Source organism: Streptomyces sp. NPDC060232, assembly GCF_042726555.1.
Taxonomy (GTDB): domain Bacteria; phylum Actinomycetota; class Actinomycetes; order Streptomycetales; family Streptomycetaceae; genus Streptomyces.
In genome coordinates this window covers 1-1081 of record NZ_JBHXAG010000059.1, presented here as the reverse complement: position 1 = coordinate 1081, position 1081 = coordinate 1, and the positions used below count along the sequence as shown (strand labels likewise).

Below are 1081 nucleotides of genomic sequence, written 5' to 3'. Positions count from 1 at the left end.
AGGCGCGGATGAGGGAGAGGGCCTCGTCGCGGACGCGGGCCAGGGTGTCCGCGTCACGGGCCTCGACGTTCAGCCGCAGCAGCGGCTCGGTGTTGGACGCACGGACGTTGAACCACCAGTGCGCACCGGTCACGGTGAGCCCGTCCAGCTCGTCCAGCGTCACACCCTCCCGGCCACCGAAGACCTCCTTCACCGCCGCAAGCCGCCCCGCCTGATCCGCCACCGTCGAGTTGATCTCCCCCGACCCCTCATACCGGTCATACGAAGCCACCAGCTCCGACAACGGCCCGTCCTGCCCGCCCAGAGCCGCCAGAACGTGCAGGGCGGCCAGCATGCCCGTGTCCGCGTTCCAGAAATCCTTGAAGTAGTAGTGCGCCGAGTGCTCACCACCGAAGATCGCACCCGTCCTCGCCATCTCCTCCTTGATGAAGGAATGACCCACCCGCGTCCGCACCGGAGTGCCGCCGTGCTCCCGCACCACCTCGGGAACCGACCAGGAAGTGATCAGATTATGAATCACCGTGCCCGACCCGCCGTTGCGCGCCAGCTCACGCGCCGCGACCAGAGCCGTGACCGCCGACGGCGACACACCCTCACCACGCTCGTCCACGATGAAACACCGGTCCGCGTCCCCGTCGAACGCGATCCCCAGATCCGCACCCTCCGCCAGCACCCGCGCCTGCAGATCCACGATGTTCTTCGGATCCAGCGGATTCGCCTCGTGGTTGGGGAACGTCCCGTCCAACTCGAAATACATCGGCGTCACATCGAGCGGCAGCCCCTCGAACACCGTCGGCACGGTGTGACCGCCCATCCCGTTGCCCGCATCCACCACGACCTTCAGCGGACGGATCGACGCCAGGTCCACCAGAGACCGCAGATGCTCCGCATAGCCCTTGAGGGAGTCCTGCTCCGTGACCGCCCCGGGCACGGTCCCCGCCGGGACCGCCGGAGCACCCCCGTCCAGCCAGCCCTCCACCAGAGCACGGATCTGCGACAGACCCGTGTCCTGACCCACCGGAGCCGCACCCGCCCGACACATCTTGATCCCGTTGTAACGGGCCGGATTGTGCGACGCCGT

General features: G+C 67.9%; 1 protein-coding gene. It reads right to left on the bottom strand.

Annotated features, from left to right (window positions below; all coding sequences use genetic code 11):
* Window positions 1-1081: phosphomannomutase/phosphoglucomutase (manB, locus tag ACFWFZ_RS34430; RefSeq protein ID WP_387127962.1), on the bottom strand; the 1081-nt coding region annotated here is incomplete at both ends.